Source organism: Actinoplanes sp. G11-F43 (genome assembly GCF_050589265.1).
Lineage (GTDB): Bacteria > Actinomycetota > Actinomycetes > Mycobacteriales > Micromonosporaceae > Actinoplanes.
Genome location: NZ_JBNZCE010000018.1, coordinates 146525 through 171298, shown reverse-complemented (window position 1 = coordinate 171298; position 24774 = coordinate 146525). Strand labels below are relative to the sequence as shown.

Annotated in this window: 23 protein-coding genes; 12 read left to right on the top strand and 11 right to left on the bottom strand. The window is 71.0% G+C overall.

Annotated elements, in window-relative coordinates; all coding sequences use genetic code 11:
- Positions 1–45: 45 nt before the first annotated feature.
- Positions 46–606, top strand: coding sequence for a hypothetical protein (locus ACQ0O7_RS22715; RefSeq protein WP_430784173.1), 561 nt, complete (start codon positions 46–48; stop codon positions 604–606).
- Between the two features lie 214 nt (positions 607–820).
- On the opposite strand, the gene ACQ0O7_RS22710 is transcribed toward ACQ0O7_RS22715, so the two are convergent.
- The 4 genes from ACQ0O7_RS22710 to ACQ0O7_RS22695 form a co-directional block, all read right to left on the bottom strand.
- Positions 821–1339, bottom strand: coding sequence for a TrmH family RNA methyltransferase (locus tag ACQ0O7_RS22710; protein WP_430784172.1), 519 nt, complete (start codon positions 1337–1339; stop codon positions 821–823).
- 94 nt (positions 1340–1433) lie between these two features.
- Entirely contained in the window at positions 1434–2384 is a 951-nt protein-coding gene (locus tag ACQ0O7_RS22705; RefSeq protein ID WP_430784171.1) for a pyridoxal-phosphate dependent enzyme, read from the bottom strand.
- 44 nt (positions 2385–2428) lie between these two features.
- Positions 2429–4186 (bottom strand): sensor histidine kinase, encoded by a 1758-nt coding sequence (locus ACQ0O7_RS22700; RefSeq protein ID WP_430784170.1) that lies wholly within the window; start codon positions 4184–4186, stop codon positions 2429–2431.
- Positions 4183–4854 carry a response regulator transcription factor gene (locus tag ACQ0O7_RS22695; RefSeq protein ID WP_430784169.1) on the bottom strand — a complete coding sequence of 224 codons (672 nt, stop codon included), beginning with the start codon at positions 4852–4854 and terminating at the stop codon, positions 4183–4185. Before ACQ0O7_RS22695 ends, ACQ0O7_RS22700 begins: the two co-directional genes overlap by 4 nt.
- Before the next feature lie 91 nt (positions 4855–4945).
- Between ACQ0O7_RS22695 and ACQ0O7_RS22690 the strand changes: the two genes are divergently transcribed.
- From ACQ0O7_RS22690 to ACQ0O7_RS22675, 4 genes are all read left to right on the top strand, one after another.
- Positions 4946–5992, top strand: coding sequence for an HlyD family efflux transporter periplasmic adaptor subunit (locus ACQ0O7_RS22690; RefSeq protein WP_430784168.1), 1047 nt, complete (start codon positions 4946–4948; stop codon positions 5990–5992).
- Complete coding sequence (locus ACQ0O7_RS22685) at positions 5989–6663, top strand: ABC transporter ATP-binding protein (RefSeq protein ID WP_430784167.1); 675 nt, start codon at positions 5989–5991, stop codon at positions 6661–6663. Before ACQ0O7_RS22690 ends, ACQ0O7_RS22685 begins: the two co-directional genes overlap by 4 nt.
- Positions 6660–7838, top strand: a complete 1179-nt coding sequence (locus ACQ0O7_RS22680) for an ABC transporter permease (RefSeq protein ID WP_430784166.1) — start codon at positions 6660–6662, stop codon at positions 7836–7838. The genes ACQ0O7_RS22685 and ACQ0O7_RS22680 overlap by 4 nt, the downstream gene beginning before the upstream one ends.
- Before the next feature lie 166 nt (positions 7839–8004).
- Complete coding sequence (locus tag ACQ0O7_RS22675) at positions 8005–8835, top strand: SAM-dependent methyltransferase (protein ID WP_430784165.1); 831 nt, start codon at positions 8005–8007, stop codon at positions 8833–8835.
- A gap of 412 nt (positions 8836–9247) precedes the next feature.
- Here the strand turns inward: ACQ0O7_RS22675 and ACQ0O7_RS22670 are convergent, their stop codons facing one another.
- The 5 genes from ACQ0O7_RS22670 to ACQ0O7_RS22650 form a co-directional block, all read right to left on the bottom strand.
- On the bottom strand, positions 9248–11053 hold the full coding sequence (locus ACQ0O7_RS22670) for a polysaccharide deacetylase family protein (RefSeq protein WP_430784164.1): 1806 nt from the start codon (positions 11051–11053) through the stop codon (positions 9248–9250).
- Between the two features lie 374 nt (positions 11054–11427).
- Positions 11428–12408, bottom strand: a complete 981-nt coding sequence (locus tag ACQ0O7_RS22665) for an LPXTG cell wall anchor domain-containing protein (RefSeq protein WP_430784163.1) — start codon at positions 12406–12408, stop codon at positions 11428–11430.
- Between the two features lie 77 nt (positions 12409–12485).
- Positions 12486–13391, bottom strand: a complete 906-nt coding sequence (locus ACQ0O7_RS22660; protein ID WP_430784162.1) for a LysR family transcriptional regulator — start codon at positions 13389–13391, stop codon at positions 12486–12488.
- Between the two features lie 13 nt (positions 13392–13404).
- A complete protein-coding gene (locus ACQ0O7_RS22655; RefSeq protein ID WP_430784161.1) occupies positions 13405–14400 on the bottom strand; it encodes a YeiH family protein in 996 nt (331 codons plus the stop codon).
- Positions 14401–14507: 107 nt separating this feature from the next.
- Positions 14508–15146 (bottom strand): TetR/AcrR family transcriptional regulator, encoded by a 639-nt coding sequence (locus tag ACQ0O7_RS22650; protein WP_430784160.1) that lies wholly within the window; start codon positions 15144–15146, stop codon positions 14508–14510.
- 82 nt (positions 15147–15228) lie between these two features.
- Between ACQ0O7_RS22650 and ACQ0O7_RS22645 the strand changes: the two genes are divergently transcribed.
- From ACQ0O7_RS22645 to ACQ0O7_RS22615, 7 genes are all read left to right on the top strand, one after another.
- Positions 15229–16437, top strand: coding sequence for an oxygenase MpaB family protein (locus ACQ0O7_RS22645; RefSeq protein ID WP_430784159.1), 1209 nt, complete (start codon positions 15229–15231; stop codon positions 16435–16437).
- Positions 16430–17623, top strand: a complete 1194-nt coding sequence (locus ACQ0O7_RS22640) for an oxygenase MpaB family protein (protein WP_430784158.1) — start codon at positions 16430–16432, stop codon at positions 17621–17623. The genes ACQ0O7_RS22645 and ACQ0O7_RS22640 overlap by 8 nt, the downstream gene beginning before the upstream one ends.
- A complete protein-coding gene (locus tag ACQ0O7_RS22635; protein WP_430784157.1) occupies positions 17620–19818 on the top strand; it encodes a molybdopterin cofactor-binding domain-containing protein in 2199 nt (732 codons plus the stop codon). The genes ACQ0O7_RS22640 and ACQ0O7_RS22635 overlap by 4 nt, the downstream gene beginning before the upstream one ends.
- A gap of 8 nt (positions 19819–19826) precedes the next feature.
- On the top strand, positions 19827–20300 hold the full coding sequence (locus tag ACQ0O7_RS22630) for a (2Fe-2S)-binding protein (RefSeq protein WP_430784156.1): 474 nt from the start codon (positions 19827–19829) through the stop codon (positions 20298–20300).
- Positions 20301–20365: 65 nt separating this feature from the next.
- Positions 20366–20773, top strand: coding sequence for a YciI family protein (locus ACQ0O7_RS22625; RefSeq protein ID WP_430784251.1), 408 nt, complete (start codon positions 20366–20368; stop codon positions 20771–20773).
- The gene (locus tag ACQ0O7_RS22620; RefSeq protein WP_430784155.1) at positions 20770–21933 is read left to right on the top strand and encodes an RNA polymerase sigma factor; all 1164 of its coding nucleotides are present in this window, start codon (positions 20770–20772) and stop codon (positions 21931–21933) included. Before ACQ0O7_RS22625 ends, ACQ0O7_RS22620 begins: the two co-directional genes overlap by 4 nt.
- A gap of 466 nt (positions 21934–22399) precedes the next feature.
- Positions 22400–22840, top strand: a complete 441-nt coding sequence (locus tag ACQ0O7_RS22615; RefSeq protein ID WP_430784154.1) for an iron chaperone — start codon at positions 22400–22402, stop codon at positions 22838–22840.
- Between the two features lie 24 nt (positions 22841–22864).
- Here ACQ0O7_RS22615 and murQ read toward each other — a convergent pair whose 3' ends face one another.
- Complete coding sequence (gene murQ, locus ACQ0O7_RS22610; protein ID WP_430784153.1) at positions 22865–23845, bottom strand: N-acetylmuramic acid 6-phosphate etherase; 981 nt, start codon at positions 23843–23845, stop codon at positions 22865–22867.
- Positions 23842–24750 carry a MurR/RpiR family transcriptional regulator gene (locus ACQ0O7_RS22605; RefSeq protein ID WP_430784152.1) on the bottom strand — a complete coding sequence of 303 codons (909 nt, stop codon included), beginning with the start codon at positions 24748–24750 and terminating at the stop codon, positions 23842–23844. Before ACQ0O7_RS22605 ends, murQ begins: the two co-directional genes overlap by 4 nt.
- Positions 24751–24774: the final 24 nt, after the last annotated feature.

Genomic DNA, 24774 nt, shown 5'->3' with positions numbered 1-24774 from the left:
GGGATCGCCCTGTGCCGGACGGCTCGTCGTTGTGGAGAGGGAGAAATGCGGAGTCAGGTGCTTCTGGTGGCGGCGATCGTGCTGGCCGGTCTGTCGGCGTGCGGGGCGGAGGAGCAGCCGGCCGGCGAGGCGGCCGAAGTCGCCACCCTGCAGAGCGCGGCCCCGTCGGCGGCCGCGTCCAAGGCGTCCCAGCGCCCCCGCGAACGTCTGGACACCACCCCGGAGGAGTGGGAGCAGATGCTCGCCCCGTACTACAAGTGCATGCGCGAACAGGGCGCGATCACCAAGGGCCGGCCCGGCGGCGGCATCTCGGTGAAACCGGCGACCGAGGAGGAGACGAAGAAGTACGAGGCCGCCAACAGGATCTGCGAACCTCAGTACTTCCCGCTGCCGGCCTGGGAGAAGGACCCGGCCAACCCGGAGGCCCGAGACTTCGCCGTGGCCGTGGTCAAGTGCCTGAAGATCAAGGGCGTCGAGTACGTGGCGGTCGACAGCGACGGCCTGAGCATCGCCCTGGGCGGCGACGACAACGACGCCCAGTCCATCCGCCTCGGCATGGAACTCATCCCGGACTGCGAGCGCCAGGTAGCCGCGAAGAACAAGTGATCCCCCGGAGGCGTGCGGATCCACCTGTCAGCCGGTATTTCGGCATCTGTCCGGTCGCGTAAGCTCCGGAACCGCTCTCGCCGCCCCCGTGGAATCCCTTCGAGTGCCCGCGTTTCCCGCTTCGTGGGCGGGCGTCCGGCGTCGCACATACGCCGGTTTGTGGGCGGGCGCCGGGCCCTGAGCGCCGTCGCGAGCCCTCGATCCCGGGCTGGTTTCACAGTAGGCCGGACAGGCGGTAGAGGACGAGGGAGGCGGCTACGGCGACGTTCAGGCTGGAGCCGGTGCCGACCATCGGGATCTCGACGGCGGTGTCGAGCAGGTCGAGGGCTTGTGGTGGGATGCCGGTGGCCTCGTGGCCGAGGACCATCACGGTGCGTTTGCGGGCGGGCGGGAGGTCGGCCAGGCGGACCGCCTCGTCGGCCAGTTCGACGCCGAGGATGTGCGAGCCGGAGCGGCGTTCGTCGGCCAGCCAGCGCTCCGGGTTGCCGACCCGGTGCACGCAGGCGGGCTGGCGCAGTGTGTTGCCGCGAGCCATGGCTTGGTCCACCCAGCCGAACGGTGGCACTGCCAGGCAGGCGCCGACCGCGTCGCAGGTGCGCAGCAGGGTGCCCAGGTTAGCGCCGTGCATCGGCCAGAGTGGTGCCGCGATCAGATGCCCCCAGCAGCGGTGCGGTCGCGGCCGCCGGGCGGACCGGATCTCCCGGGGCGTCCGCACCCGGATGGCGGCCGTCACCGGCGGAGGGAAGAACTCCAAAGGATCATGAGAAGGCGTGCTTGGCGGCGCACGCGAGCCATCGACGAAGAGAGACGAACGAGGGATCCCCAGCCTATCCGATCAGCTCGGCCAGGCGGGTGGCGCCGACGTTGCCGCCGGAGAGGATGGCGCCGATCCGGGCGGAATCGGTGGGGAGGCGGCGGGTCAGGAGGGCGGCCAGCCCGGCGGCGCCGCTCGGTTCCAGGACGATCTTGAGGCGGTCCAGGGCGAAGCGCATCGCGTCGCGCAGGTCGTCGTCGCTGACCAGGATCACCTCGTCGACCAGGCGCTGGTTGAGCGGGAACGTGATGTCGCCGGGGACCGGGACGGTCAGGCCGTCGGCGATGGTGCGGGCCACCGGGATCCGGACCGGTTCGCCGGCCGCCAGCGAGCGCCTGGTGTCGTCGCCGGCTTCCGGTTCGACGCCGATCACCCGGACGCCGGGGTGCAGGGCCTTGGCCACGGTGGCGCTGCCGGCGATCAGGCCGCCGCCACCGATCGGGGCGACCAGGGTGTCGATCTCGCCGATCTCGTCGAGGAGTTCCAGGGTGGCGGTGCCCTGGCCGGCGATCACGTCGGGGTGGTCGTACGGCGGGATCAGCGCCAGCCCGCGGGTGGCGGCCAGGTCACCGGCGATGGCGTGCCGGTCTTCGGTGTACCGGTCGTAGGTGACGATGTCGGCGCCGTACCCGCGGACCGCCTCGATCTTGGCGGCTGGGCTGTCGGTGGGCATCACGATGATCGCGCTGCTGCCCAGTTCGCGGGCGGCCAGGGCGACCGCCTGGGCGTGGTTGCCGGAGGAGAAGGCGACGATGCCCCGGGACAGCTGGTCGGCGGTGAGCCGGGAGGCGGCGTGGTACGCGCCCCGGAACTTGAACGCGCCGGCCCGCTGGAAGTTCTCCGCTTTGAGGAAGACCTGTGCCCCGGCCAGCTCGTCCAGCGTCCGGGAGTGGATCACCGGGGTGCGGTGGGCGATGCCGTCGAGTCGGGCGGCGGCGTCACGGACGTCCTGGAGGGTCACCATGTCCATGATCGTAGAAAGTGGTTCCGGGGCGTTCCACACCCAATTCACGACAGGTGGACGGTGAATACCGTGCCGAGGCCGGGGGTGCTGGCGACCTCGATCCGCCAGCCGTGCGCTTCGGCCAGCCGGCGGGTGATGGCCAGGCCGAGGCCGCTGCCGCCGGTGGCCCGGCTGCGGGACCGGTCGGCGCGCCAGAACCGGTCGAAGATCCGGGGCAGGTCGTCGGCGGCGATGCCGACGCCGGTGTCGCGCACGCTGATGGTGGACCGGTCGGCGCGGACACTCACCGCTCCGCCGGGCGGGGTGTAGCGGATGGCGTTGGACACCAGGTTGCCGACGATCTGCCGGAGCCGCACCGGGTCGGCGTCGAGGGTGAGGCCGGGCGGGACGTCGAGGGTGAGGCGTACGCCGGCGGTCTGTGCGGTGCCCTGCTGACTGTCCACCACCTGCGCCAGCAGATCCGGAACGTCCGATTCCTCCAAGGAGATCCGCAGCTCCCCCTCGGCCAAATCCCCCAAATCATCAATAATATGCTGCAACTGTACGGCCTCCTCATGCAGCAGCGTCAGCAACTGCGCATCAGTCGGCGCCAGATCGTCCTGAGCCGCCTCCAGCCAGCTACGGATGTTGGTCAGCGGCGTCCGCAGCTCATGGGCCACATCGCTGACCATGTCCCGGCGCTGCGCCTCGGCCCGGTCCCGGCGCGCCGCCGAGTCGTTGAGCGCCGCCGCCAGCCGCCCGATCTCGTCACGCCCACCGGCCGGCACCGGGGTGTGCCCGCCGGCCGCGTCGGTGAGCGCCCGCAACGGCCGGACCAGGCGCCGCCCGACCAGCACGGTGACCAGGATGGTGGCGAGCAGCACCCCGCCGGTGACCACACCGACCTGGACGATGTTGTCACGGGACAGGGTGAAGGTGGTGTAGTCGCCCCCGGTGTCCGGGTCGGTGACGAACAACAGGGCGGGCGGGGCCACGTACGGCCGCAATTGGGTCTTCCGGGATTTTTCCAGGCAGGAAGCGGTGCGGCTCTGCGGGGGCAGCGGCTCAGCCGGCTTGACGGAGAGCCGTTTGTCCGCCGGGAGCTGGAAGATCCGCAGGTCGGTGCGGATGAAGAGGGTCTTGTCAGCGGCCAGGCCCAGGCACCGGGCGGTCAGCCTGGCCAACTGTCGCAGCGCCTTATCCTCGGTCGGCGTGCTGCTGTCGGCATACACCGCGGCACACCGTTCGACGGCGCCGAACGGGTCGCCGTCGGGGGCTTCCGTCCCGAACCGCCCGCCGGGCAGTGCGACGACCCGGCCCGCGACACCGGAGTGCGCCAAGCATTCGACCTGGTCGGACGCCCACTTGCGGTAGGTGTCGCGTTCCTCCTCGGGCAGCTGGAACGGCCCGACCGCGCGGGCGTCGATGTGTGAGGTGCCGCCGGTCAGCCCGAGGTCCAGGTCGAGCGGGTCGAGCCGGGCCGACGGTCGGGCCGACTGCAACGACGGGCCGGGCCCGGACTCGACGATGACCTGCCGGTCCTCGGTCATCAGGGTGATCCGGCGGCCGAGTTCGGCGGCCCGCGCGTCGATCAGTTCGTGGGCGCCGGACCAGTCGGGGTGGGTGGCGGCGTACCCGATCAGCATGTCGTAGACGCCTTTGTCGTCGGTCAGTGACCGGCCCTGCTCCTGGCGGATGGCGCGGGTGGCGGTCTGGGTGGCCAGCCAGGCGGTGGTGGCGATGGCGGCGACCGCGATCAGCACCGAGGTGACCAGCAGCCGGGTGACCAGGCTGTGCCGGACCGGGACACGGCCGCCGGTCACGCCCCGGCCACCAGCTTGTACCCGATGCCGTAGACGGTGACCAGCCGCTCCGAGCCGATCTTGCGGCGCAGGTTCATCACGTGCATGTCGATGGTGCGCTCGGTGGAACTGCGGTCGATGCCGCGGGTGTGGTGCAGCAGCTGGGCGCGGCTGAACACCCGCTCGGGCTGGCCGGACATGGCGGCCAGGATGGCGAACTCGCCGCGGGTGCACTCGATCGGTGAGCCGTCGACGGTGACCCGGTGACTGGTCTGGTCGACGGAGACGCCGCCCACCTCACGCACGTCCAAGGCGTCCTTGACGACCGGCCGGCGGCGCAGCAGGGTCCGGATCCGGGCCATCAACTCCCGCGGACTGTACGGCTTGACCAGGTAGTCGTCGGCCCCCAGCTCCAGGCCGAGCAGCAGATCCTCCTCGGTGCGCTTGGCGGTCAGCATCAGCACCAGCACGTCCGACTCGGCGCGCAGTGTGCGGCACACGTGCAGCCCGTCGAGTTCGGGCATCATCACGTCCAGGACGATCAGGTCGGGGCTGATCCGCCGGGCCGTCTCCAGCGCGGCCCGGCCGTCGTGCACCACGACCGGGTCGTGACCTTCGGCGAGCAGATATCGCCGTACCACCTCGGCCTGGCGGGGGTCGTCCTCGGCTACCAGGACCTTCGCACACATGGCAGCGACTATAGGAGTGGCGGCAACGGTTTCCGGTGTCCTCCGGGCAGACCTGACAGCTTTCTGATGATCTCCCGACACGCTCTGCGGCATGACGCAACGCAAGATGTGGGGGCTGGTCGCGGGTCTCGCCGTGGTGCTGGCCGGGTCGGGCGCGGCGGTCGCGGTGACCCGGCACCGGGCCGACCCCGCGCCTCCGCCGGCAGCACCGGCCGCCGCGACGACGGCGATCGAGCGCCGGGATCTGGCCACCACGAAGAGCCTGGACGGCAGCATCGGGTTCGGCACCGCGCGGCCGTTCGCCGGCCATCGGGAGGCCACCGTCACCTGGCTGCCCGCACCCGGCACGAAGATCAAGCGGGGGAGGCAGCTCTACCGGGCGAACGACCTGCCGGTGCCGCTGTTCTACGGCTCGATGCCACTCTACCGGCCGATCACCGGCAAGGGCCTGACCGGCCGCGACGTGCGGATCGTGGTGGACAACCTGCGGGCCCTCGGCTATCCGACCGGGCCGGTCGCGGGCGAGGAGGCCGAACTGACACCGGCCCTGATCGACGCCGTCAAACGATGGCAGAAGGACACCGGGCTTCCGGAGAGCGGTGCGATCCAGGTCGGCGACGTCGAGGTTCTCGCCGGCGCCGTACGCGTGGAGGCGGTCACCGTGCAGCCCGGCGTCCCCGCGGACGGCGAGCTGATGTCGGTGACGTCGACCCGCAAGGTGGTGACCGTACCGGCCGAGTTGTCGCAGGCGTCGTCGATCGAGCGCGGCCAGAAGGTGACAGTGGTGCTGCCGGACGAGCGCCGGGTGCCGGGCAAGGTGCTGTCGGTGGGGCGTACCGTCGCGCCACCGGAGGGAGCCGACTCGCCCAAGCTGAACATCACGGTGGTGGTCGACCAGCCCAAGAGGATCGCCGAGATCGACTCGGCGGACGTGCGGGTGGAGTTCTCCGGCGAGATCCACGAGGACGTCCTCGCCGTGCCGGTGGAAGCACTCGTCGCACTCGCCGAGGGCGGCTACGCCCTGCAACTGCCCGGCGGCGCGCTGGTCGCCGTGGAGACCGGCATGTTCGCCTCCGGCTGGGTCGAGATCACCGGCGACGGACTCGACGAGGGCACGGCCGTGGTGGTGCCCGGATGACCGCCCCCGAACCCGTCCTGTCGGTGCGGAACGCGAGCATGGTCTACCCGGGTGGAGTCACCGCCCTGGCCGGCGTCGACCTGGACGTCATGGCCGGGGAGATGGTCGCCATCGTCGGCCCGTCCGGCTCCGGCAAATCCACCCTGCTCAACATCATCGGCACCCTGGACCGCCCCACCTCCGGCACGGTACGCGTCGCCGGCCAGGACATCGCCACCCTCAGCGACCGCAGACTGTCCGCGCTGCGGGCCCGCGAGATCGGCTTCGTCTTCCAGCAGTTCCACCTCTCCGACGGCCTGTCCGCCGCCGAGAACGTGGCCACCGGCCTGCTCTACGCCGGGGTACCCCGCAGGCACCGCCGCGACCGCGCCCGGGCCGCCCTCGACCGGGTCGGCCTCGGTCACCGCGCCGGCCACCGTCCACACGAACTGTCCGGCGGCGAACGACAGCGGGTCGCCATCGCCCGCGCCCTGGTCAACAAGCCGTCCCTGGTGCTCGCCGACGAACCCACCGGCGCCCTCGACACCGCCACCGGGCAGACCGTGCTGGCCCTGCTGCACGCCCTCAACGCCGACGGCACCACCATCGCCCTGATCACCCACGACCGGGACATCGCCGCCTCCCTGCCGCGCCGGGTGGAGATCCGCGACGGCCGGATGGTGACCCGGTGAACCCCGTCGACCTGCTCGCCCTCGGCCTGATCGGGCTGCGCACCCGACCCGGCCGGGCCCTGCTCTCCGGGCTGGGCATCGCCATCGGCATCGCCACCATGATCGTGGTCACCGGCATCCCGGCGTCCAGCCAGGCCGCCCTGCTCGACCGGCTGTCCGCCCTCGGCACCAACACGCTGCAGGTCACCGCGTTGCCCCATCAGAGCCCGCCGGCCGTACTCCCCGAACAGGCGGTCGGCATGGTCACCCGGATCGGCCCGGTCACCGGCGCGTCGGCGGTTGCCAACACCCACACTGTCGTACGCCGTAACGACCGCGTCGACCGCAACGACGGAGGTGGGCTGACCGTGCTCGCCGCCCGGCTCGACCTGCCCGGGGTGATCAACGCGACGGTACGCTCCGGCAGCTGGCTCAACCCGGCCACCGCCACCTTCCCGACCGTCGTTCTCGGCGCGGTCGCCGCCGAACGCCTCGGCCTCACCACCCTGCCCACCGGCCGGCAGTCCCCACTCGTGATGATCGGCGAGAGCCGCTTCACCGTCGTCGGCATCCTCGACCCGGTCACCCTGCACCCCGACATCGACAGGTCGGTCCTGGTCGGCTGGGACGCGGCACGCACCGAGCTGGACTTCGACGGACATCCCACAGTCATTTACGTACGCGCCGAGGAAGCCCAGCTGGAGGCGGTCCGTGACGTGCTCGCCCCGACCATCTCCCCGGAACGCCCCGGCCAGGTGGTGGTGACCCGGCCGTCCGACGCGCTGGCCGCCAAACGAGCCACCGAGAACAGCTTCTCGGTGCTGTTCCTGGCCCTGGCCGGAGTCGCCCTGATCGTCGGCGGCATCGGGGTCGCCAACACCATGGTCGTGTCGGTGCTGGAACGCCGCTCCGAGATCGGCCTGCGGCGGGCACTGGGCGCCACCCGTGGCCAGATCCGAGGCCAGTTCCTCACCGAATCGGTGGTCCTCGCGGTCTGCGGCGGAGTGGCCGGAACCCTGCTGGGCCTGGCCGCCACCGTGGGTTACGCGGCCTGGCAGAACTGGCCCCTGGTCCTGCCGGTGGAGTCGGCCGGCGCCGGGGTGGCCGGCGCGATCGTCATCGGCGTGCTGGCAGGCGTGTACCCCTGCGTCCGAGCGGCCCGCCTGACCCCGACACAGGCCTTGGCCACCACCTGAGACCTGCCGCCCGGCGGTCTTCCGGCAGGTCACGGGCCCGGCCCAGGTTGATGTATCCGGGCCGGCCCACCGCGGCCGGCCCCAGCCCGAGCCGGGCGGTGCCGGAGAAGCCGTCGAAGAGATCCACGAGATGATCCATCACCATCTGGCGTGATCGTGACTGTCGGTGTTGGATGTCAGCGTGGACGACAGCAGCGCGGCTCCCCGCGGAATCGACCCGAGTCAGCCCCACCCCGCCCGCCGCTACAACTACTGGCTGGGCGGCAAGGACAATTTCGCCGCCGACCGGGCGTCCGGTGACGAGTTGGAGAGGCATTTCCCGAAGGTCCGGCTGGGGGCGCTGGCCAACCGCGCCCTGTTGCGGCGGGCCACCCGGTTCCTCACCGAGGAGGCCGGGATCCGGCAGTTCCTCGACATCGGCACCGGCCTGCCGACCGCCGACAACACCCACCAGGTGGCGCAGCGGATCGCACCGGACAGCCGGGTCGTCTATGTGGACAACGATCCACTCGTCATGGTGCACGCCCGTGCGCTGCTCAACAGCAGTCCGGAGGGGCGGACCTCGTACATCGAGGCCGACCTGAACGATCCGGAGGCGATCCTGGCCCATCCGGTGCTGGCCGACACTCTCGACCTGAAGCAGCCGGTCGGCCTCATGCTGATCGCGGTACTGCATTTCATCCACGGCACCGGCGCCGCCCAGCCGATCGTCCGGACGCTGCTGGACGCCCTGCCGTCCGGCAGCTACCTGGTCGCCACCCACGCGACGTCCGATTTCGGTAGCCCGGAACAGCAGGCCCTCTACGAGGAGCTGGTGCGCACCGGCCGCTCGGATGTCTGGACCCGCCCGTTCGACGAGGTGTCGGCTCTGTTCGACGGCCTGGAACTGGTCGAGCCCGGCGTGGTCCCGGCCAGCGAGTGGCGCCCCGAACCCGGCACCGAGATCCCGGCCCGCACCGACATCAACGTGTGGACCGCGGTAGGCCGCAAACCGTAACTTCCCCCCACGGACCGGGCGCGGTCGCCATTCACCGCCCCGGTCCGCGTCACACCAGGCCCGGCGTCGTTCCCAACCCTGCTCGGGTACGCCAGTCGGCCCCCCAGAAACCGGGCCGCCCCGCGTCGTCCGCGCGACGTGGGCGAACCCCCGGACCGCCCAGCGACCGCCGGGCGAATGCGCCGGTCACCGAAACGCCGCCCCTGTCCGACTCTGATCAGTCCCTTCCCGTCCGGCTCCGGCCAGCGCGGTCGAGAGAGCCCTCGGGAGAGTCGAGAGCCCTCGGGAGAGCCGAGAGAGTCCTCGGGAGAGTTGAGAGAGTCCTCTGGGGAGACGCCGGCCGGCCTGGACCGGACCGAATCGAGACGGGCTGCGTTCGCGTGGTGATTTCCGGCTCGCTCCGCGCCCGAAATCACCACGGGAGGGTTCGCAGGTATGCCGTCAGGCGGCCGGCCAGCAGCTGATGGTCGGCGGCGGACGGGTGCCAGTCGCAGCCCAGCAGGTCGAGGGGCAGGTCGTAGTGCAGGGCATGCACCCGGGGACCACCGGACGCGGCTATCTGCTCGACGGCGTCGGCCAGAGCCGTGGTGTTCCACAGCGTGGGATAGGTGAGCACGAGATGGGACCGGGAGCCATATCGCTCGCGCAACTGCTCCAGGAAACCCTGATACGCCTCGGTGAACGCGGCGGCCAGGGCGGTCTCGTCCGGCCACGGTTCGCCGGGGTGCACGGGTGTGGAGAAGTCGTTGATGCCGAGGCCGATAACGATCACCTGGGGCTTCCAGGTGCGCGGGCGGGGCCAGACGGCGGGGTCGGCGGCTTGGAGGGTGCGGGGGTAGTACGTGCGGTAGTCGGTTCCGGGATCCCCGCCGTCGTAATTGCGCACCATGCCCCGGCCGGACCAGGCGTTGAGCTGGTAGTCGGCGTTCAGGGAGCGGGCGGTCAGCGCGCCGAAGCTCTGGTCGGCGTTGGTGTTGCGGTCGATGCCACCGGTCGCTGAACAATCGCGGACAGTCGACGTGTTGCCGTATCCGGCGGTCCACGAATCCCCGATGAACTCGATCTGCCGGGTGCGGGCGGCCGGTGCCGTCAGGACCGCCCCGCCCGCACCGGCGACGAACCCACCGAACAGGCCGGGAGACCAGGGACTCTCGGTGCGTTTGGCGACCCGCACGGTGTGCACGCCCGGCCCCAGATCACGCACCCAGTGAGTGGTGCGGCCCGGCGTGACCAGGTTGACCGGAGGGCGGTCGTCGATGCGGAGCTCGTAGTCGTTGACCGCGTCGTCGAGCACGATCCCGACACTGCCGCCGCGGACCCGGCCCTCGAAGTAGACGCCCGGCCAGGTGTGCCGCGCGCCGGTGCCGCGATCCTCCACCCGCCCGGCGGTGTGCACCCCGGCCAGCGCCCGGGTGCCGGGAGCGACGGCCCGGCCGGTGACCGCCGAGATCCGCCCGGAACAGAGCCGGTTGTGCCTGAGCGTGGCGGCGATGCGTGGGATGGCGGCGACGGTGTTCGGCGGCCAGTCGTGCAACAGGATGACGTCACCGTCGGTGAGCTGCCCGGCGGCGGCCACGATCTGGTCGACGGAGGCGCCGTCCCAGTCCCGGGAGTCGACGTCGGTGTTGATCTCGGTGAGCCCGAACCGCCGCTCGACCGCCCGCAGCGCGTCGTCGGTGTCCAGGTAGGGCGGCCGGAACAGTTCGGGCCGCACCCCGGTGACCCGCGCGATGGCGTCCTGGGTCCGGGTGATCTGAGTGGACTGTTCGGTTTCGGTCAGCTGGGTCATGAACGGGTGGTCCCATGAGTGGTTGCCCAGCCACATGCCGGCCCGCACCTGGGCCTTGGCCAGTCCCGGATCAGCGTCCACGTTCTGTCCGGTGTTGAACATGGTGGCCCGTAGCCCGGCCCGTTTCAGCGCGGCGAGCAGAGCGGCGGTGTTCCCACCGGTGGGCCCGTCGTCGAAGGTCAGCCCGACATACCCGGCACACGCCGACCCGGTGCTCGGGGCAGCCGGCGCGACAGGAGAGGGCGCGGTGCTGACCGCGTCGGAGCGAGTCGCGGCGGAGGGCGCGGTGCTGAGGGTGTCGGAGCGAGTCGCGGCGGAGGGCGCGGTGCTGAGGGTGTCGGAGCGAGTCGCGGCGAAGGGTGTAGCGGAGGCGGGGGAGGGCGCGGCGAGAAGCCCGGCGAGGAGGGTGAGGGCGGCGGTTCGCTTCATCCTGGGAGCCCTCCAGTTCGATGGACATCGATGGATGAGCGTAGTGGGAACGCGGAGGCCGCGCCAGGCCCGGCCCGCGAAATGCCAGCCTGGGTCGTGTGGACGGCTCATCCCGAGCAGCAACGCGAAACGTCGGCGTGGGCCGGTCGTGTGGACGGCTCACCCCGAGCCGCGACCCGAAACGCCGGTGTGGGTCGGCGGGTGGTTTCACTCCATGCCGCGACCCGAAACGCCGGCGTGGGTCAGGCGAGCGTCACACCCCGCGCCGCGATGTGAGACGTCGGACTGGGGCGGGCAGGCCTTGGCCGGTGGGGAGCACTGCCGGAACCGTGCCGGGATGCGAAACGCCGGCGCGGATCACGTGGATCGGGGGGTCAGGAGGACTTGCGGCGGGTGAAGAAGATCAGGCCGCCGCCGATCGCCAGCATCGCCGCCGCGAAGCCGACCAGGCCGATGGTGTTCGGGCCGGTCTTGGGCAGGGAGCCGCTGCCGCTGGCGACCGGCGTGCGGGAGACCGAGGGGCTCACACTGACCGACCGTGACGGAGAGACCGACACCGACGGTGACGCTGACGGGGACTTCGACACCGAGGCGGACGGTGACGCGGACGGGGAGGACGACGCCGACGGCGATGCCGATGCCGATGCCGATGCCGACGGTGACGGCGACGAGCAGTTGGCCGGTTTCTGCCAGCGGCCCTCCGACGACCGGCCGCTGTTGTCCCGGATGGTGAACGGGTCGACCTGGGCCGGCCGTGGCGCCATCACGTTCTTGCCGGCGGGCACCCGGATCGTGGACCACACCCCGTCCTTGGCCTGCTTGACGTAGAACACCGCGTCCACGTTGGCCGCCGCCCCGTTGGCGAGGGTGGCGGTCAGCTTGCCGTCGCAGGCCGAGATGAACGTCACCGCCGGGGCGGGGGCGCAGGCTCCGGTGCCGCCCTCGTAGCCGACCGGCGTGCTGAGGTCGACGGCGAGATCGGTGAGGCGGCCGGCGGGGTCGGCGAGGACCGGTTCGGCGACGGTGCCGCGGACCACGTTGATCCGGTGCTGGCAGCCGGGTGTCTCGACCGTCAGCTCCACTGTGGGCGCCGCGGATGTCACATTTGTGTGGCTGGTCGCGTCGTACAGATAGCGCTGCGACGTGTAGGAGGCCAGCAGCACCGGGACCTGCTCGCCGGCGCACAGCGGCTTGGTGGTGGTCACCGAGGCGGTGCCGGCCGGGCCGTCCCATACGACCGCCAGCGCGGCGTCGGCGCCCTTCACGCAGTCGTCGGTGTCGGCCGCGGTGGCCGGACCGGTGACGGCGATGCCGCCGGCCAGTAAGCCGGCGGCGATGGTCAGCAGAAGCCGCATGAAAACTCCCCCGTGGACTGAGGCCGTGGATGCGAAGTCGTGACTCCGCAACGGCCCCCGGAGGATACGACCATCGATCAATCGACGGAAGAGGCGATGGTGAGCATCTCGGTGGCCAGCGCGGTCGGGGTGTGGCCGAGCCACAGCGCGTGCAGGGGCCGGGTCAGTGCCAGCCCGGCGATGTGGATCTCGGTGAGTTCTCCGGCCGACACTCCGGCGGCGGCCGCCCGGGCGCTGATCACGCCGATGCCGCCGCCGGCGCGGACGGTGGCCAGGATCGTGGTGGTGGAGCCGAGACTGATCGCGTGCGGCAGCACCGGCGGGTGGCCGAGGACCTGTTCCAGGCGGCTGAGGAAGGTGTCGCGGGTGCCGGAGCCGGGTTCGCGCAGCAGCAGCGGCTGGTCGGCCAGGTCGGTGGGGCGCAGTGCCCGGCCGGCCAGCGGATAGTTCGCGGTCACGACCAGGGCCAGCCGGTCCTCGCCGACCGGGCGGGCGTTCAGGTCGGCGGGCGGGTGCGGGGTCTCCACGAAACCGAGGTCGGCGGCGCCGGAGCGGACCGCCGCGACGACGCCGTGACTGTTCGCCACGTCGACCGCGATGTCCAGGCCGGGGTGGGTGCGGCGGAGGGCGAGCAGCCAGGTGGGCAGCAGGTGCTCGGCGACGGTGAGGCTGGCCGAGACGCGCAGCCGGGCCTGCCGGTCGGCGCGCAGGGTGAGGACACCGTCGGCGAGGGTCCGCGCCGCGTCGATCACTCCGTGTGACCAGGCGACGACGGCTTCTCCGGCGGGGGTGAGCAGGCTGCCGGTGCGGGAGCGGACCAGCAGGGACACGCCGAGCCGTCGTTCCAGCCGGGCGAGGCGTGCGCTGGCGCTGGGCTGGGTGATGCCGTGCGCCCGGGCCGCACGCCCGACACTGCCCGTCTCGGCCACCGAGATCAGCAGGTCGAGCGCCGGTAGATCGCTGATCCAGGGCGGCAGTGGCATCGCGCGCAGTCTGTCACAGTGGTCCACCGGTCAGGTGCTGCGCCACGAGACTGGTGACGGTGACCGCAAGGGAGAGGATCAAACCCAGGAGCAGCGGCCGTACGCCCACCCGCCGTATCGCGCCCAGGTCGGTCCGTGACCCGATCGCGGCCATGGCGACGGCGATCAGCAGGAGGGCGACATGCCGCAGGGCGTTCTGTACGTCGTACGCAATCAGTCCCAAGGTGTTGAATTCGGCCAGGATCAGGAAGCCGATCAGGAACCAGGGGACGAGCCGCCCCCGTCCGCCGCCGCGCTGGGTGAGACCGAGCACGAACACCACCGGGATGATCATCAGGGAGCGGGCGAGTTTGACGACCACCGCCTGGTCGAGGGCTTCGGGCCCGTAGGCGCCGGCCGCCGCGACCACCGAGCTGGTGTCGTTGACGGCGGTGCCGGCCAGCAGCCCGAACGCCTCCTGGCTGAGCCCGAGCGCGTGCCCGATCGGGGGCAGGGCCAGCATGGCGGCCACGTTGAACAGGAAGATCGTCGACATCGCGTACGTCACGTCGTCGCTCTTGGCCCGGATCGCCGGGGTGGCCGCCGCGATGGCCGAGGCGCCGCAGATGCCGGTGCCGACGCCGATCAGCGTCCGCAGGTCGCGGGACACGCCGAGCCACCGGCCGAGGAGCACCGCCAGCAGCAGGCAGACACCGAGCGTGCTGAGCATCACTGGCAGTGACCGGGTGCCGACGGTGACCACCTCGCCGAGGGACAGCTGGGTGCCGAGCAGCACCACGGACAGTCGCAGTGCGGGGCCGGCGGCGCGATCGAGTCCGGCGGCCGGTTCCCGGCCGGGGCTCACGCGGCGGATCAGCGGGCTCAGCAGCACACCGCCGACGATCGCGATGACCGGCGCTCCGACCAGTGGGAGCACCGTGGCGGCGGCGGTTGCGGCGAGTCCCAGCAGAACGGCGGCGACGACTCCGGTGCCGAGTGCCGGTGCACGGTGGTGGGCGAGGACGTTCACCGTCTCAGCCTTCGCCCGCGCGGCCGGGCCCGGTAGCGATCAATACCGGTCCACGGTCATAGGCGGAGGCTATGACCGGGCGGCCGGGACTGTGCTGGTGCGGCGGGTCAGCCGGCGAGGCGGCCGGCGTCCAGCATCGGGACCAGGTAGCGGCGGGCCACCGCTGCCAGCTGGGCGGTGTCGTCCATGTCGACGACCCGGCCGGGGATGGCCAGGAACGACGCGGACAGGCGCACCCACAGTTCGGCGACCAGGTCCACGTCGACGTCGGGGGAGAGGTGGCCGCCGGCCTGTTCGCGTCGCAGCTGGCCGGCCACGAACCGCTGGACGGTGGACAGGGTCTGGCCGCCGTCGCTGATCATCGAGGGGACCAGGAGGTCGGGTTCCGCCGCCATCAGGCCGCCGATCAGCGGGTTGCCGCGGATCGCCTGCAACGAGCTGACAAATCCCAGCTCCACCCGGTCGGCGACGGTCCGGGCCTGTCTGATGTCGATCCGGAAGCGGTCGAAGTAGCGCCGGAACTCGCGCCGGACCACCTGTTCGACGAGGGCGTCCTTGCCGGCGAACCGGCGGTACGCGGTGATCCGGGAGACTCCGGCGCGGCGGGCGACGTCTTCCATGGTGGTGCGGCGGATGCCGATTCGGCAGAACTGGTCGTAGGCCGTGTCGAGCAGCCGGGCGCCGACTTCGTCCAGGTCAGCGTCTTGGGGGTCGCCGTTCAGGGCTCGCCAGAGTAAGGAATCCATCGATGCCCCCTTGTGATTCTTGATTAACTTATGCTGTCCTGGCTGATACACCGAAGCAAGTCGTGTTTCACCGTATCAGGAGATGATCGTGGAACCTCTCAGCAGGCGGAACGTACTGAAAGCGGGCGCCCTCGGCGCGGCCGTCGGATGGACCTGGGCACCCTCCGGATCGATCGCCGGCGTCGGGGCCGGCACCGATCCGCGATGGGTCTGGGACCCGGAAGCCGACCCGCTGGTCGCCGACCTGATCGAGCGCGGTGACGTCCCCCGCGTCAACCAGCTGCTGCGCACCTGGAAGAAGAACGGCCAGGCGCTTCCCGACGGCCTGCCCGCCGACCTGCGTGACTTCATGGAGTACGCCCGCCGCCTCCCGGCCTGGGCCGACCCCGGCAAACTCGCCACCGCCGTCGACTTCAACGAGAAACGCGGCCTCTACCTGGGCGTCCTCTACGGACTGGCGAGCGGGATGATGAGCACCGTCATCCCCAAGGAGGCCCTCGCCGTCTACTACTCGCAGGGCGGCGCGGACATGAAGGACCGGATCTCCAAAACCGCCAAACTGGGGTACGACATCGGCTCGGTCAACGCGTACCTCCCGGACGGCGAGATGATCGTGACCGCGGTCAAGACCCGCCTCGTCCACGCGGCCGTCCGCCACCTGCTGCCCCAGTCCCCGCACTGGACCAAGGTCGCCGACGAGGACATCCCGATCAGTCAGCGCGACATCATGGTCACCTGGCACAGCCTGCCCACCACCGTGATGCGCAGACTCAACGACTGGAAGGTGCCGATCCCGGCCGCCGAGTCCGCCGCCTTCCTGCACTCCTGGCAGGTCGGGGCGTACCTGCTGGGCGTCCGTGAGGAGTACATCCCGAACTCCTGGGCCGAAGCCGGCTCGCAGGCCGAGCAGGTCCTCGACCCGATCTTGCGGGCCACCCCGGAAGGCGTCAAACTCGCCGACATCCTGCTCAACCTGGGCTCGTCGGTGGACGCCGGGCTGCTCAGCAAGCCGATCCTCGGGGCGTTCACCCGCTTCATGCTGGGGGATGAGATCGCCGGGTGGCTCAAGATCCAGCGTGAACCGGTGTGGGACACCCTGCTGCGGACCGCCTGGGGACCTTTCATCGCCGTACGCGAAGGCCTGTTGCCGTTCCCGCTGGCGCCGAAGGCGTATTGGCTGTTCGACGAGTTCCTGCGCAAGGCGGCGCTGCTGTTCCTGTCCGAGGCCCGGCCGATCAGCATCGAGATCCCGGTGACCAACCGCCCGTCGTCGAGGGAGCGTCATGGCTGAGCTGAGCCGTCGTACCGTGCTGGCCGGCGCGGCCGGATTCGCCCTGCCCGCCGCCTTCTCCCGGGACGTGTCCCCGTGGACCTGGTCACCGGCCGGATCCGTCGCCGGCGCCGGGGACGTGATCGACCCGCGCCAGGTGTGGGACATCGCCGCCGACCCGGTCTCCGCCGAGCTGCTGGACAGCGGCGTGGTGCCGGAGGTCAACCGGATCCTGTGGGACTGGACCCGCAACGACCAGCCCACCCCGGCCGGACTGCCCCGCTACCTGTACGACTTCATCGAGTCGGCACGGCAGATGCCGGCCTGGGCGGACACCGCGAAACTCGAACGGGCCGCCCGGTTCAACAAGTCCCGCGGCCTCTACCTCAACCTGCTCAACGGTGTCGGCGGCGGCATGCTGAGCACGGCCATCCCCAAGGAGGCGTGGTCGGTCTACTACTCCAAGGGTGGCGCCGACATGGAGGACCGGGTCGCCAAGACCAGCCTCCTCGGCTTCTCGGTCGGCTCGCTCAACGCGTTCCGCCCGGACGGCGACTGCGTCGTCCAGGCGGTCAAGACACGACTGGTCCACGCAGCGGTGCGGCACCTGCTGCAACAGTCACCGCACTGGAAGTGGGGCGTCCCGATCAGCCAGGAGGACATGCTCGTCACCTGGCACACCCTGCCCACCTACGCGATGCGCAAGATGCGGGACTGGCAGATCCCGATCAGCGCCGCCGACTCCCAGGCCTACCTGCACGTCTGGCAGGTCACCGCGCACCTGCTCGGCATCCGCGACGAATACGTCCCGGCCACCTGGGCGGCCGCGAACAGCCAGTCGGACCAGATCCTGCCGCCCAACATGGGCCCCACCCGGGAGGGTGTCGAACTCACCGACATCCTGCTCGGCCAGCTCGCCGAACAGACCAGCCCGGCCAGTGTCAGCCGTCCGCTGGTCAACGCCCTGGCCCGGTACCTGGTGGGCGATCAGGTGGCGGACTGGGACGGCATCCGCCGTGAACCGGTCTGGGGGCCGCTGATCGCCACCGCCTGGCCGGCCCTCATCCGGTTCCGCGAAGGCCTGATCCCGCTTCCGCTGGTCCCGGAGGCGGCGTGGGTGCTGGACGAGGCGGCCCGCCAGTACATCCTGCTCTTCCTGACGAAGGGCCGGGAGACGAAGATAACGATCCCGACGAGCAACCGATGACGATTCCACGCCGGCGTCTGCTCGGCTATGTGCTGGCCGCGCCGGTGCTGGTCACGGCCGCCCGCGCGGTCGAGGTCGATCCGGTCGAGCTGATCGACCTCAATGACATCATGACCGCGGCGGCCCTGCCGACGTCGGGACTCATCACCGTGGAGGTCAACGTCGACGGGACCGTCTCGTTCGCGTTGCCGCGGGCCGAGGTGGGGCAGGGCATCACCACGTCGACGTCCATGCTGATCGCCGACGAGTTGGGCGTACCGCTGCAACGGGTCCGGGTCACCCTCGCCGACGCCCGGCCGGAGCTGCTCTTCAACCAGCTGACCGGCGGCTCCAACACCACGATCGCCACGTTCACGCCGATCCGGGTGGCTTCCGCGGTGGCACGTCTGCGGCTGCTCCAGGCCGCTTCCCACCATTTCGGTACGCCCACCGAACGCTTGACCCTGCACGACGGCGTCGTCAGTGCGCCCGGTGGCGACCGGGTCGACATCGGGAAACTCGCCGAAGCCGCGGCCAGCCCACGGACCGTGTCGGTGCCGGTGCGACTGTCCAGCCGTTTCACCGTCATCGGCACCCCGCAGAACCGCGTCGACGCGCTCGACGCGGTCACCGGGCGCAAGAGGTTCGCCATGGACCTGGCCGTGCCCGGCGCCAAACCGGCCATGGTGTGCCGGGCGCCGACCATCAACGGCACCCCCGGCCCGGTGCACAACCTGGCCGAGGTCCTCGCCATGCCCGGCGTCACCGACGTGGTGCCGATCTCCACCGGGGTGGCGGTGCGTGCCGACACCTTCGGGCAGTGCATCGACGCGGTACGCGCTCTCCGGGTCACCTGGCGGCCCGGAACCGTCGACGGCAGATCCGACACCACCGTGCTGCGGGAGCTGGCCGCGGCGGAGATCCCGCTCGGGCCCCGGCCGCTCACCCCGTTCGTCGAAGGGCGGTTCACGTTCCACTTCCGCAGCAACAGCGCGCTGGAGACCAACTGCGCGATCGCCGACGTACGCCCGGACCGGGCCGAGATCTGGGCCTCGCTCAAGTCACCGATCGTGGCGCAGCAGACCATCGCGGCCCGGCTCGGACTACCGCTGAACCGGGTGACCGTGCACGTCACCGAGGGCGGTGGCTCGTTCGGGCGGAAACTGTTCTTCGACGCCGCCCTGGAAGCCGCCGAGGTGTCCCGGAAAGTCGGCAAGCCGGTCAAACTGATGTGGCACCGGGCCGACGACTCACGGCAGGGGCGGACCCACCCGATGGCCACGTCCCGCGTGCGGATCGCGTACCTCGGTGATGTGGTCCTCGGGTTCGAACAGCGGCACACCAGCGTCACCACCGATCTCGGGCACGGGCTGGGCGAGCTGCTCACCGCGATGGCGGCCCGGCTGCCGATCGGGGACGCCGCGTTCGCGCAGACGTTCTTCCAGTTCAGCCACACGTCGCCGTACCGGTTCGGGATCCACAGCCGGCTGCTCAGCGAGACCGGCAAGGGATTCAACACCGGCAGCATGCGCAATGTGTATTCACCGGACACCACCTGTGCGCGCGAACTCATGATCGATCAACTGGGGATCCGGATGGGGCGGGACCCGTACCGGATGCGGCGCGACTTCCTGCGGGACGGCCGGGCGAGAGCCGTCCTGGAGAAGGTCGCCACCGTCGGGCAGTGGGGGCGGTCGATGCCGGCCGGGACCGCGCAGGGCATCGCGTTCCACTCCGAGTACAAGGCGGTCAGCGCCGTCCTGGTGGAGATCGACTGCCGGCCGGCCACGGTGAACCGGCCGATCCGCGACGGTGTCGGCGGGCCACGGGTCACCAAGGTGGTGGCCGCCGTGGACGTCGGGCTGACCGTCAACCCGAAAGGCCTGGAAGCGCAGATGACGGGCTGCGTGATGGACGGCATCGCGCTGGCCCTCACCTCCAGCCTGCACCTGCGGGACGGGCATTTCCTGGAGGCGAGCTGGGACAACTACTTCTACACCCGGCAGTGGAACACCCCGCTGTCACTACAGGTGATCGTGATGCCGGACAGCTCCACGGAACCCGGCGGCGCCGGTGAGCTGGGCGTGTCGGCGTCGATGGCCGCGGTCGCCTGCGCGTACGCCCGTGCCACCGGCAGTATGCCCACGGTCTTCCCGGTCAACCACGGGACGCTGTCGTTCCAGCCCAAGCCGCAGATCCCGCCGATCCCCTCCTAGGAGCGCGTGTGTACACCTTCCGAGTCAACGGTGCACCCGTCGAGGTCGACGTCCACGGTGACGTGCGGCTGCTCTGGGTGCTGCGGGACATCCTCGGCATCACCGGGCCGAAGTACGGCTGCGGCATCAGCGTGTGCAAGGCGTGCACCAGCCATCTCAACGGCCGGGCCGTCACCCCGTGCACCATCCCGGTCCGTGATCTGCGGCCCGACGACGAGGTCGTCACCATCGAAGGACTCGGCGGTGACGGCCCGCATCCGATGCAGCGGGCCTGGATCGACCACGACGTGTCCCAGTGCGGCTACTGCCAGCCCGGCCAGATCATGGCCGCCGTCGACCTGGTCCGCCGGGTCACCGCCGAAGGCCGCCGGGTCACCGACGCCGACCTCGACGAGCTGCGTAACATCTGCCGGTGCGGCACCTACCCGCGGATCCGGGAGGCGATCAGAAGTCTCACCGGCGAGGATGTCGAGAACGGGTAACCGGCTCCGTCCCCGGTGTGAACGCGACGACAATGGGTCGTACCGGCATCGAGGAGACGCACATCATGGCCAAGTACCTGCTGCTCAAGCACTACCGGGGTGGCCCGGAGCCGCTGTTCGACGTGATGATCGACAAGTGGGCGCCGGAGGAGGTGGCGGCACACGTCCAGTACATGAGCGACTTCGCCGACCGGCTCCGGGAGAGCGGCGAGTTCGTCGACGAGCAGGCCCTCGCCCCCGAGGGCACCTTCGTCCGGTACGACGGGGAGGGCCGCCCACCGGTCACCGACGGCCCGTTCGCCGAGACCAAGGACCTGATCGCCGGCTGGATGGTGATCGACGTCGACAGCTATGAGCGGGCCCTGGAACTGGCCGCCGAACTCTCCGCCGCCCCCGGCGTCAACGGCGAGCCGCTGCGGGAATGGCTCGAAGTACGGCCGTTCTTCAGCCACCTGCCGACCGTCACCGAGTGAACCACGCTCTCCTCCGGGACCTCACCCCGGCGGTGATCGGCGTTCTCGTCCGCCGCGGAGCCGACTTCGTGGCGGCCGAGGACGCCGTCCAGGAAGCCCTCGTCGAAGCGCTGCGCACCTGGCCGTCGGTGCCGCCGGCCGACCCGCGCGGCTGGCTGATCACGGTGGCCTGGCGGCGGTTCCTCGACGAGACCCGCGCCGACACCGCCCGCCGCCGGCGCGAGGACCGGGCCCACCTCGACCCGCCGCCCGGCCCGGTGCCGTCCGGCGACGACACACTGCGGCTCTACTTCCTGTGCGCCCACCCGTCACTGACCCCCGCGTCGGCGGTCGCGCTCACCCTGCGTGCTGTCGGCGGTCTCACCACCCGGCAGATCGCCGCCGCCTACCTGGTGCCCGAAACGACCATGGCACAGCGGATCAGCCGGGCGAAGAAGACGATTGCCGGGGTACGGTTCGACAAGCCCGGCGACGTGTCCACCGTCCTGCGGGTGCTGTACCTGGTCTTCAACGAGGGGTACACCGGCGACGTCGACCTGGTCATCGAGGCGATCCGGCTGACCCGACACCTGGCCGCCGTCCTCGACCACCCCGAGGTGCACGGGCTGCTCGCACTGATGCTGCTGCACCACGCCCGGCGCGCCGCCCGCACCACCGCACACGGCGCCCTGATCCCGCTCGCCGAACAGGACCGCACCCGCTGGGACACGAGCCTGATCACCGAGGGTGTGCGGATCCTCCAGACCGCCCTGTCCCGCGACCGGCTCGGCGAGTTCCAGGCCCAGGCCGCCATCGCCGCCCTGCACGCCGACGCCCCGACCGCGTCCTCGACCGACTGGGTCCAGATAGTCGAGTGGTATGACGAGCTGGCCCGCCTCACGGATAGTCCCGTCGTCCACCTGAACCGCGCGGTAGCCGTCGGCGAGGCGGACGGCCCCCGGGCGGGCCTGGCCGCCCTGGCGTCCCTCGATCCGGATCTGCCCCGCTATCAGGCGGTCGCCGCCTACCTCCAGGAACGTGCCGGGTCCCGGGAGACGGCGGCCCACCTGTACGCCGAGGCGGCCCGCCGAGCCACCAACACCGCCGAACGTGACCACCTTCTCCTCCAGTCCGCCCGCCTCAACCACCCACCGCCGAGTTCCAGCACTCCCAGCACCTGAACGACGTTCAACAACGGCCCCGCGGCGCCTGCGCCTCCGAACCGCTCGCGGTTCAAAAGCCCTCGGACCTCGGCGGCCCCCGGCCGATCTCTCGGACGTCTTGCAGCGTTTTGAGCCCTCTCCTCGGCCGTCGGCTCACGCGAGTGCTCGCTTCCGCGCCGATCTTGAAGGATTGATCGACCACCGGACCCGATGGTCGATCAATCCTTCAAGATCGCAGCTGGGGCCCACGTGGGGATTGGCGCGAGTGATCCGGCAGCGAAGGACAAGGCTCGGCTCGGTGGAAAGGCGACCAAGATCGCGGGATTGGTGGTCGGCGGCGGGGAAGGCGGTCGAGGAGAAGGTGCCTCTCGGTGACTGCTGACGGTCAGGGCGCGTGGATCTATCAGGAATCGAGAAGGTTCGGGGCGGCGGGGGTGGATAGCGTGGGAGGCGTGATCATCTGGCGAAGGGGATGGTGAGGTAGATGGCGTCGGAGGACGGGTTCTCGGCTGCGGAGCGGGCCGCGATCAAGGAGCGGGCGACCGAGCTGAAGACTGCCGGGCGGCGGGGGAAGGCCGCGGAGAAGGCGGCGGCTGAGGCCCAGGACGTGCTGGACAAGATCGCGGCGATGCCGGAGCCGGACCGGGGGCTGGCCGAGGGGCTGCACGCGCTGGTCACCGGGACGGTGCCCGAGTTGGCGCCGAAATTGTGGTACGGGCAGCCGGCGTACGCCCGCAATGGCAAGGTTTTGTGCTTTTTCCGTAGTGGCCTGGGGGACAAGGAACGCTACTCGACGTTCGGCTTCTCGTCGGCGGCGAAACTCGACACCGGGCACGGGCTGTGGGCCACCTCGTTCGCCCTGACCGAACTCACCGACCAGGCCGCGGCGGAGATCCGCGAACTGCTGCTCCGGGCCTTGGCGTGACCGGACGGCCCGGAGCCGGATCGCTCAGGGGGTAGTGACCGTCAGTAGGCGCAGGGCCCGGGTCACGTGGCCCTCGGTGACGGCCAGGGCCCGGGCCGCGGTGTCCGGGGCGGTGCCGGACAGCAGGGTCAGCAGGGCCACCTTCGCGTCGCCGTCGGCGGCCAGCAGGGCCCTGCGGCATTCGGGCTGGCCGGCGCCGCTCGCCTCGGCCAGGATGCGGAGCTGGCGGTCCTTCAGTTTCGCGTTGGTGGCCAGCATGTCGGTCATCAGGTTGGAGTAGGTGCGGCCCAGGCGGACCATCGTCGCCGTGGAGAAGGCGTTCAGGATCAGCTTCTGGGCGGTGCCCGCCTTCATCCGCGTCGAACCGGTCAGCACCTCCGGGCCGGTGTCGGGGGCGATGTGCACGTCCACCAGCGGGGCGATCGGGGACGCCGGGTTGGCGGAGATCAGGACGGTCCGGGCGCCTTTCGCGCGGGCGGTGGTCAGGGCAGCGCGGACGTACGGCGTACGGCCGCTGGCTGTGACACCGACGACCACGTCTCCCGCCTCGACCTCCGCCACCACCGCGGAACCGGCGTCCTCATCGTCCTCAGCCGTCTCGGACGGCCCGGTCAGCGCCGGAATGCCACCGGCGATGTGCGCCACCACCCGATCGGGGGTCAGGCCGAAGGTGGGGATCAGCTCGGCCGCGTCGAGCACCGCGATCCGGCCCGACGTGCCCGCCCCGACATAGTGCACCCGGTTGCCCGAGGACAGGGCGGTCACCGCCAGTTCCACCGCGGCGGCTACCTGCGGTAACACCTCGGCCACCGCCTCCGGGACCCGGCAGTCCTCCGAGTTGATCAGGCGCAGCAGGTCGGGTGTGGACAGGCGGTCCAGGTCGGTGCTGCGCGGATTGCGCTGCTCGGTGCGGGAGAGGGCGTTTTCCGGGTGTGGCAACGGGATTCGTTCTTCCAGCGAGGGGGAGGCGGTCTGGGGCAGGAGCGGGTTGTCGACGGGCCTCACGGGCGCCTCCGATCGGGGCCGGGACGCTCCGGGTGCAGACGGCGATCACGGACCGCGGTGTACGTGGCGTCCAGCGCCGTCCTCGTCTCCTGATAGGTGCGCTGGGCCACCCCCACGAACACACAGTCGACCACGGTGAGCTGGGCCAGCCGGCTGGACATCGCGCCTGACCGGAATGTGGTTTCCCGAGCCGCGGTGGTCAGCACCAGATCGGCCACCGAGGCGATCGGTGACTTCGGGAAGTTGGTCAGCGCCACCGTCCGCGCGCCGTGCCGCCGGGCCTCGGTGAACGCGTCCACCGTGTCACTGGTGGCGCCGGTGTGCGAGATGGCGAACGCGACGTCCCGCTCGTCCAGCAGGGCGGCGCTGCTCAACGCCACGTGGGTGTCGCTCCAGGCGAACGCCACCCGGCCGATCCGGTGCAGCTTGTGCTGGAAGTCGGCGGCCACGAACGCGCTCGCGCCCACCCCGTAGATGTCCACCCGGCGGGCCGCGGCGACCACGTCGACGACCTGTTCGAGCACCGCGACGTCGATCTGGGAGGCGGTTTCCTCAACGGCGCGGGCATCCGCGAAGGCGATCTTCTCGACCACCTCGGCGAGGCTGTCACCGGGGCTGATGTCGCTGCCCGGCTGCTCGGCCGGGCCGGAGTGGCCGCCCGACTCGGAGGCCAGGGTGAGCCGCAGTTCGGAGTAGCCGTTGAAGCCCATCGCCCGGCAGAACCGGATCACCGTGGTCTCGCTGGAGCCGGCCCGCTCGGCGAGATCGGTGATGGTCAGCCGGGCCGCACCACCCGCCTCGTCGATGATCACCTGGGCGACCCGCTGCTCAGCCGGGGAGAGGGACGGCAACAGCCCGCGCGCACGGATCACCGTGGCGGCCGTGCCGCGCTTCCGGTCAGTCATGGAGAAAACTTTCCTTTGCTCGCC

What these genes read in the sequence shown, in the direction of transcription:
- ACQ0O7_RS22715 (WP_430784173.1), top strand. Translation starts at nt 46, where the DNA reads ATGCGGAGTCAGGTGCTTCTGGTGGCGGCGATCGTGCTGGCCGGTCTG.
- ACQ0O7_RS22705 (WP_430784171.1), bottom strand. Translation starts at nt 2,384, where the DNA reads ATGGTGACCCTCCAGGACGTCCGTGACGCCGCCGCCCGACTCGACGGC.
- ACQ0O7_RS22695 (WP_430784169.1), bottom strand. Translation starts at nt 4,854, where the DNA reads ATGTGTGCGAAGGTCCTGGTAGCCGAGGACGACCCCCGCCAGGCCGAG.
- ACQ0O7_RS22690 (WP_430784168.1), top strand. Translation starts at nt 4,946, where the DNA reads ATGACGCAACGCAAGATGTGGGGGCTGGTCGCGGGTCTCGCCGTGGTG.
- ACQ0O7_RS22685 (WP_430784167.1), top strand. Translation starts at nt 5,989, where the DNA reads ATGACCGCCCCCGAACCCGTCCTGTCGGTGCGGAACGCGAGCATGGTC.
- ACQ0O7_RS22670 (WP_430784164.1), bottom strand. Translation starts at nt 11,053, where the DNA reads ATGAAGCGAACCGCCGCCCTCACCCTCCTCGCCGGGCTTCTCGCCGCG.
- ACQ0O7_RS22665 (WP_430784163.1), bottom strand. Translation starts at nt 12,408, where the DNA reads ATGCGGCTTCTGCTGACCATCGCCGCCGGCTTACTGGCCGGCGGCATC.
- ACQ0O7_RS22660 (WP_430784162.1), bottom strand. Translation starts at nt 13,391, where the DNA reads ATGCCACTGCCGCCCTGGATCAGCGATCTACCGGCGCTCGACCTGCTG.
- ACQ0O7_RS22650 (WP_430784160.1), bottom strand. Translation starts at nt 15,146, where the DNA reads ATGGATTCCTTACTCTGGCGAGCCCTGAACGGCGACCCCCAAGACGCT.
- ACQ0O7_RS22645 (WP_430784159.1), top strand. Translation starts at nt 15,229, where the DNA reads ATGATCGTGGAACCTCTCAGCAGGCGGAACGTACTGAAAGCGGGCGCC.
- ACQ0O7_RS22640 (WP_430784158.1), top strand. Translation starts at nt 16,430, where the DNA reads ATGGCTGAGCTGAGCCGTCGTACCGTGCTGGCCGGCGCGGCCGGATTC.
- ACQ0O7_RS22635 (WP_430784157.1), top strand. Translation starts at nt 17,620, where the DNA reads ATGACGATTCCACGCCGGCGTCTGCTCGGCTATGTGCTGGCCGCGCCG.
- ACQ0O7_RS22625 (WP_430784251.1), top strand. Translation starts at nt 20,366, where the DNA reads ATGGCCAAGTACCTGCTGCTCAAGCACTACCGGGGTGGCCCGGAGCCG.
- ACQ0O7_RS22615 (WP_430784154.1), top strand. Translation starts at nt 22,400, where the DNA reads ATGGCGTCGGAGGACGGGTTCTCGGCTGCGGAGCGGGCCGCGATCAAG.
- ACQ0O7_RS22605 (WP_430784152.1), bottom strand. Translation starts at nt 24,750, where the DNA reads ATGACTGACCGGAAGCGCGGCACGGCCGCCACGGTGATCCGTGCGCGC.